Raw genomic sequence first — 6220 nt, forward strand, 5'->3', positions numbered from 1 at the left:
AACAATAGGTGCCCATCCCCTGCATCGACCGCGTCGCGCAAGGCGTCGAGGTCGCTGCGAAATGTATCGAGTGTGCGCAGGACAGCCTCGCGGTTGGCGAGGAAGATGTCGTGCCACATGACCGGGTCGCTTCCGGCGATTCTTGTGAAATCGCGGAAACCGCCCGCAGCGTAACGGAAGATCTCAAGGTTTTCATTGCGCTTGGCCAACGAATCGACCAAACCGAAGGCTAGCAAGTGCGGCAAATGACTGGTTGCGGCCAATACTTCGTCGTGGCGCTCGACTTGCATGTGCTCGACGTCGGCACCCAATTCACGCCATAGACGATCAACAACAGCCAGCGCGGCCGGGTCGGTTTGCTCAAGCGGCGTCAGAATTACTTTGTGACGACGGAACAATCCAGCGTTGGAAGCCTCCACCCCGCTCTGCTCGGAGCCGGCAATCGGGTGCCCCGGCACGAAACGCGCCGGCATGCCGCCGAATGCTTCGGTCGCCGCACGCACCACGTTGCCCTTGGCGCTACCGACATCCGTCAGGATCGCCTGCCCCAGATCCATGCCTGCCAGACGAGCCAGCACTTTCTCCATGGCCAGAATCGGCACAGCCAATTGAATCACGTCAGCGCCACGGCATGCCGCTACCAAGTCATCTTCGCAGCGATCAACCACACCCAACTCGACCGCGAGCTTGCGCGATTGCGGGTCGAGATCGACCCCGACCACATCGCGGCAGATACCGCTTTCACGCAAGCCTTTGGCAAATGAACCACCGATCAACCCCAGTCCGACCACCACCAGGCGACCGATCATAGGTGCAGCAGATTGCAACGCAGTGACATCACCCACGAGCCAGAACCTTGCGCAGCGCTTCGAGCAAGCGGCTGTTTTCCGCCGGCAGACCGATGGTCACCCGCAGGTGATTCGGCATACCGTAGTTAGCCACCGGACGCACGATCACGCCCTCAGCCAGCAAGCCTTGAAACACCGGGGCCGCCACTTGGCCGAGGTCGACGCAAACGAAGTTGCCTTTGGATTCGATCCAGCGCAAACCCAACTCACGAAAACCTGCTTGCAGTTGTTGCATGCCGGCCTCATTGAGCTGACGGCTTTGCGCCAGATATTCCTCATCCTTCAGCGCTGCACAGGCTGCAGCCAAGGCCAGGCTGTTAACGTTGAAGGGTTGGCGCACACGGTTCAGCACATCCGCCACCACCGGGGTGGACAGGCCGTAGCCAACACGCAACGCCGCCAGACCATAGGCCTTGGAGAAAGTACGCGAAACCAGCAGATTGGGGTAAGCCGCGAGAAAATCCAGACCGTCCGGCAGATCACTGCCTTCGGCGTATTCGATATAAGCCTCATCGAGCACCACCAGCACATGCTCCGGAACGTCCTGCAGGAACTCGTCCAGCGCCTCTGCGCCGAACCAGGTACCGGTCGGGTTGTTCGGGTTGGCGATAAACACGACACGGGTATTGGCATCAATGGCCGCGAGCATCGCAGGCAGGTCATGCCCCCAATCCTTGGCCGGGACTACTTTGGCCTGAGCGCCAACAGCTTGAGTCGCAATCGGGTAAACCGCAAAAGCATGCTCGCTGAACACGGCGTTAAGGCCCGGCGCCAGGTACGCGCGCGCGACCAATTCGAGAATATCGTTGGAGCCGTTGCCCAGAGTGACCTGGTTCAGCTCGACACGACACTGCTCGGCCAGCAGGGATTTCAACGCAAAACCGTTGCCGTCCGGGTAACGCGTCAGCTCAGCCAGCTCTTCGCGGATGGCCGCCAAGGCTTTCGGACTGGCGCCCAGCGGGTTTTCGTTGCTGGCCAGTTTGACGATTTTCGCCGGATCCAGACCCAGCTCGCGCGCCAGTTCGTCCACAGGCTTGCCCGGAACGTACGGCGAGAGTTGTTGCACGCCCGGCTGTGCCAGAGCGAGGAAGTTGCCACTCATTTGCTACCGCCCTTAGAGAACTGCTTTCGGGTAGGAACCCAGCACCTTGAGTGCTACCGCTTCCTGACTGATCTTTTCCAGTACACCTTTGACCAACGGATCACGGTGGTGGCCGACGAAGTCGATGAAGAACACATAGGTCCATTTGCCGCTGCGCGATGGACGGGTTTCGATGCGCGTCAGGTCAATGCCGTTGTCATGGAACGGCACCAGCAGCTCGTGCAGCGCGCCAGGCTTGTTGCTCATGGACACTATGATCGACGTCTTGTCGTCACCGGTCGGCGGCACTTCCTGGTTACCGATCATCAGGAAGCGCGTGGAGTTGTCCGGACGATCCTCGATTTTCTCGGCCAGACGGGTCAGACCATAGAGCCCAGCTGCCATATCACCGGCAATCGCCGCCGAGTTCCATTCACCTTTAACCCGTTTGGCCGCTTCGGCGTTGCTGGACACCGCCACGCGCTCGACATTCGGGTAGTGCGCGTCCAGCCACTTGCGGCACTGGGCCAGCGACTGCGCGTGGGAATAGATGCGGCTGATGCTGTCGGTCTTGGTGTTTTCACCGACCAGCAGATGATGGTGAATGCGCAGCTCGACTTCGCCACAGATGACCATGTCGTGCTCGAGGAAGCTGTCCAGCGTGTGATTGACCGCGCCTTCGGTGGAGTTTTCCACCGGCACCACGCCAAAGTTCACCGCACCGGCGGCCACTTCGCGAAACACTTCGTCAATCGCCGCCATCGGCTTGCTGATCACCGCGTGACCGAAGTGCTTCATGGCCGCCGCTTGGGTGAAGGTGCCTTCAGGGCCGAGGTAGGCCACTTTCAGTGGCTGCTCCAATGCCAGGCACGAGGACATGATTTCGCGGAACAACCGCGCCATCTCTTCGTTGCCCAACGGCCCTTGATTGCGCTCCATCACACGCTTGAGCACCTGAGCTTCGCGCTCGGGACGATAGAACACCGGCACTTCGCCTTCGGCCAGCGAGGCCATCTTTACTCGCGCGACTTCCTGGGCGCAACGCGCACGCTCACTGATCAGCTCGAGGACTTTGGTGTCCAGAGCGTCAATGCGAACGCGCAGTGCCTTGAGTTCTTGCTCGGACATCAGCCGTGCTCCTTCTCGAATTCAGCCATGTAGGCCACCAGCGCATTGACGGCGGTGATGTCGACGGCGTTGTAGATGGAGGCGCGCATACCGCCCACAGAGCGGTGGCCCTTGAGGTTGAGCAAGCCGCGCTCATCAGCGCCAGCCAGGAACGGCTTGTCCAGACGATCATCAGCGAGACGGAATGGCACGTTCATCCACGAGCGATCCGATTTGTTGATCGGGTTGCTGTAGAGGCCGCTGGCGTCGATGAAGTCGTACAGCGTGCGCTGCTTGACATCGTTCAGCCTGGCGATGGCTTCAACGCCGCCCTGCTCTTTCAGCCACTGGAATACCAGACCAGACAAGTACCAGGCCAGAGTCGGCGGGGTGTTGTACATCGAGCCGTTATCGGCCGCGACTTTGTAGTTGAGCATGGTCGGGCACAGCGAGCGCGCCTTGCCCAGCAAGTCTTCGCGGATGATGTTGACCACGATGCCGCTCGGACCGATGTTCTTCTGCGCACCGGCGTAGATCATGCCGAAACGCGAAATATCGACCGGACGCGAAAGGATGTCCGAAGACATGTCGGCCACCAACGGCACGTCGCCGGTTTCCGGGATCCACTGGAATTCCAGACCGCCAATGGTTTCGTTCGGCGCGTAGTGAACGTAAGCGGCGTCCTTGGACAGATTCCACTCGTTCTGGCCCGGAATGGCGAAATAATCGTAAGGCTTGGCGGTAGCGGCGACGTTGACGTGACCGTAGCGCGAGGCTTCTTCGATGGCTTTCTGCGACCAGATACCGGTATCGATATAGTCGGCCGAGCCATTTTCCGGCAGCAGGTTCAGGGGAATCTGCGCAAACTGCTGGCTCGCGCCACCTTGCAGAAACAGCACTTTGTAGTTCGAAGGGATATTCAGCAGGTCACGCAGATCCTGCTCGGCCTGATTGGCAATGGACACGAACTCATCGCTGCGATGGCTCATTTCCATGACCGACAGCCCCTTGCCGTGCCAGTCAAGGAGCTCACCTTGAGCGCGTTTCAGGACAGCTTCAGGAAGCGCCGCAGGGCCGGCGCAGAAGTTATAGGCTCGCTTGCTCACATCCAATCTCGCTCTGACTTGGTGATACACAATAATTCGGTCATTCTGAAACTTTCATACCGGACAAATAACAAGGGGGCGAATTCTCATCCGCCCCCTCGCTTGTCCGCTTATTCCTGCGGTTCTTCGTCAGCTGCGGCGTCGAGTTGCTGATCTTCAACAGCGTCGTCGATCACGACCTCCGCGCCGGACACCAGCCCTTCTTCACCTTCAAGCTCTTCGCCCTCGACTTCCGACGGCTCCTGAACCCGCTCCAGACCGACCAGCGTTTCATCGGTGGCCAGCTTGATCAGGGTCACCCCTTGGGTGTTGCGACCCAGGCTGGAGACTTCATCAACGCGGGTCCGCACCAGCGTGCCCTGATCGGAAATCAGCATGATTTCCTCGCCTTCCTGAACCTGGATTGCACCGACGAGCTTGCCGTTGCGCTCTTTGGTGACCATTGCAATCACACCCTGACCACCGCGACCACGGCGAGGGAATTTGCTCAGCGCGGTGCGCTTGCCGAAACCACGCTCGGAAGCGGTCAGAATCTGCGCGCCCGACTCAGGAATCAGCATGGAGATCAGCTTCTGATCCTTGAGGATCCGCATGCCGCGGATACCGCGAGCGCCACGACCCATTTCACGCACGGCGGCTTCAGCGAAACGAATCACCTTGCCAGCGTCGGAGAACAGCATGATTTCTTTCGCGCCATCGGTGATGGCAGCCGCGATCAACGTGTCACCTTCCTTCAGCTTCAGGGCGATCAAGCCATTGGAGCGCGGACGGGCGAAGCGTGCCAGCGGCGTCTTCTTGACGGTACCGGAAGCCGTGGCCATGAAGATGAATTCGCCAGTCGGCTCAGCGACCAGTTCGGCCGTTTCGCCGTCGATTTCTTCCAGCTCGGCAGCTTCTTCAGCTTCAACCACTTCGCCTTCGATGATCACATCGTCGGCATCATCTTCATCGTCAGCACCGGCGCGTTTTTGCAGGGCCTCAAGATCGATCTGCAGCATCGTGGTGATGGTTTCATCGGCTTCCAGCGGCAGCAGATTGACCAGCGGACGACCCCGCGCGGCACGCGATGCCTCAGGAATTTCGTAAGTCTTCAGCCAGTACACCTTGCCTTTGCTGGAGAACAGCAAGAGCGTGGAGTGACTGTTGGCAACCAGCAGGTGAGCAATGTAGTCCTCATCCTTGACGCCAGTCGCCGATTTGCCTTTACCGCCACGACGCTGAGCCTGGTACGCAGCCAGCGGCTGGGTCTTGGCGTAGCCACCGTGGGAAATGGTCACAACGCGCTCTTCTTCCGGGATCATGTCGCCCAGAGTCAGGTCGAGGCGTGCATCGAGAATCTCGGTGCGACGCTGATCGCCGTATTCGGCACGGATCACTTCCAGCTCTTCGCGGATCACTTCCATCAGGCGCACGGCACTGTTGAGGATGCGGATCAGCTCGCCGATCTGGTTGAGGATCTCTTGATACTCGGCCAGCAGCTTTTCGTGTTCCAGGCCGGTCAGGCGGTGCAGACGCAGTTCCAGAATGGCTTGCGCCTGTTCTGGCGACAGGAAGTACTTGCCCTCGCGCAGACCGTATTGCGGATCAAGGTTTTCCGGACGGCACGAATCGGCACCGGCACGCTCAACCATCGCCACCACCGCCGAGGATTCCCAAGGCGTGCTGATCAGCGCTTCCTTGGCTTCCGACGGCGTTGGCGACGCCTTGATCAGGGCGATCACCGGGTCGATGTTCGACAGGGCAACGGCCTGACCTTCAAGGATGTGACCACGCTCGCGGGCTTTACGCAGTTCGAACACGGTGCGACGGGTGACGACTTCGCGACGGTGACGAACGAAGGCTTCCAGCAGATCCTTGAGGTTGAGGATCCGCGGACGGCCGTCGATCAGCGCAACGATGTTGATGCCGAACACCGATTGCAGTTGGGTCTGGGCGTAGAGGTTGTTGAGGATCACCTCTGGCACTTCGCCGCGACGCAGTTCGATCACGACGCGCATACCGTCCTTGACGGACTCGTCGCGCAGAACTCTGATTCCTTCGAGTTTATTCTATTTTACAAGCACGCCGATCTTAACGAT

At 59.6% G+C, this 6220-nt stretch carries 4 protein-coding genes and 1 pseudogene; all 5 read right to left on the reverse strand.

Annotated features, from left to right (window positions below; all coding sequences use genetic code 11):
- The coding region (locus tag ACIOWA_RS16575; RefSeq protein WP_401160811.1) for a prephenate dehydrogenase/arogenate dehydrogenase family protein at positions 1-809 on the reverse strand (809 nt) is incomplete at its 3' end.
- A 28-nt stretch (positions 810-837) separates the two neighbouring features.
- On the reverse strand, positions 838-1950 hold the full coding sequence (hisC, locus tag ACIOWA_RS16580; protein ID WP_339464821.1) for a histidinol-phosphate transaminase: 1113 nt from the start codon (positions 1948-1950) through the stop codon (positions 838-840).
- A 12-nt stretch (positions 1951-1962) separates the two neighbouring features.
- Entirely contained in the window at positions 1963-3057 is a 1095-nt protein-coding gene (gene pheA / locus ACIOWA_RS16585; protein WP_027620100.1) for a prephenate dehydratase, read from the reverse strand.
- Positions 3057-4142, reverse strand: coding sequence for a 3-phosphoserine/phosphohydroxythreonine transaminase (gene serC / locus ACIOWA_RS16590; protein ID WP_339431146.1), 1086 nt, complete (start codon positions 4140-4142; stop codon positions 3057-3059). Before serC ends, pheA begins: the two co-directional genes overlap by 1 nt.
- Before the next feature lie 110 nt (positions 4143-4252).
- Positions 4253-6174 (reverse strand): annotated as a pseudogene (locus tag ACIOWA_RS16595) (DNA gyrase C-terminal beta-propeller domain-containing protein); the annotation flags it as partial.
- Positions 6175-6220: the final 46 nt, after the last annotated feature.

The sequence above is a fragment of the Pseudomonas sp. NPDC087614 genome, from assembly GCF_044743485.1.
GTDB classification, from domain to species: Bacteria; Pseudomonadota; Gammaproteobacteria; order Pseudomonadales; family Pseudomonadaceae; genus Aquipseudomonas; species Aquipseudomonas baetica_A.

Excerpts from the sequence above, each read along its gene's own strand:
- hisC (WP_339464821.1), bottom strand. The coding sequence starts at position 1,950 with ATGAGTGGCAACTTCCTCGCTCTGGCACAGCCGGGCGTGCAACAACTC.
- pheA (WP_027620100.1), bottom strand. The coding sequence starts at position 3,057 with ATGTCCGAGCAAGAACTCAAGGCACTGCGCGTTCGCATTGACGCTCTG.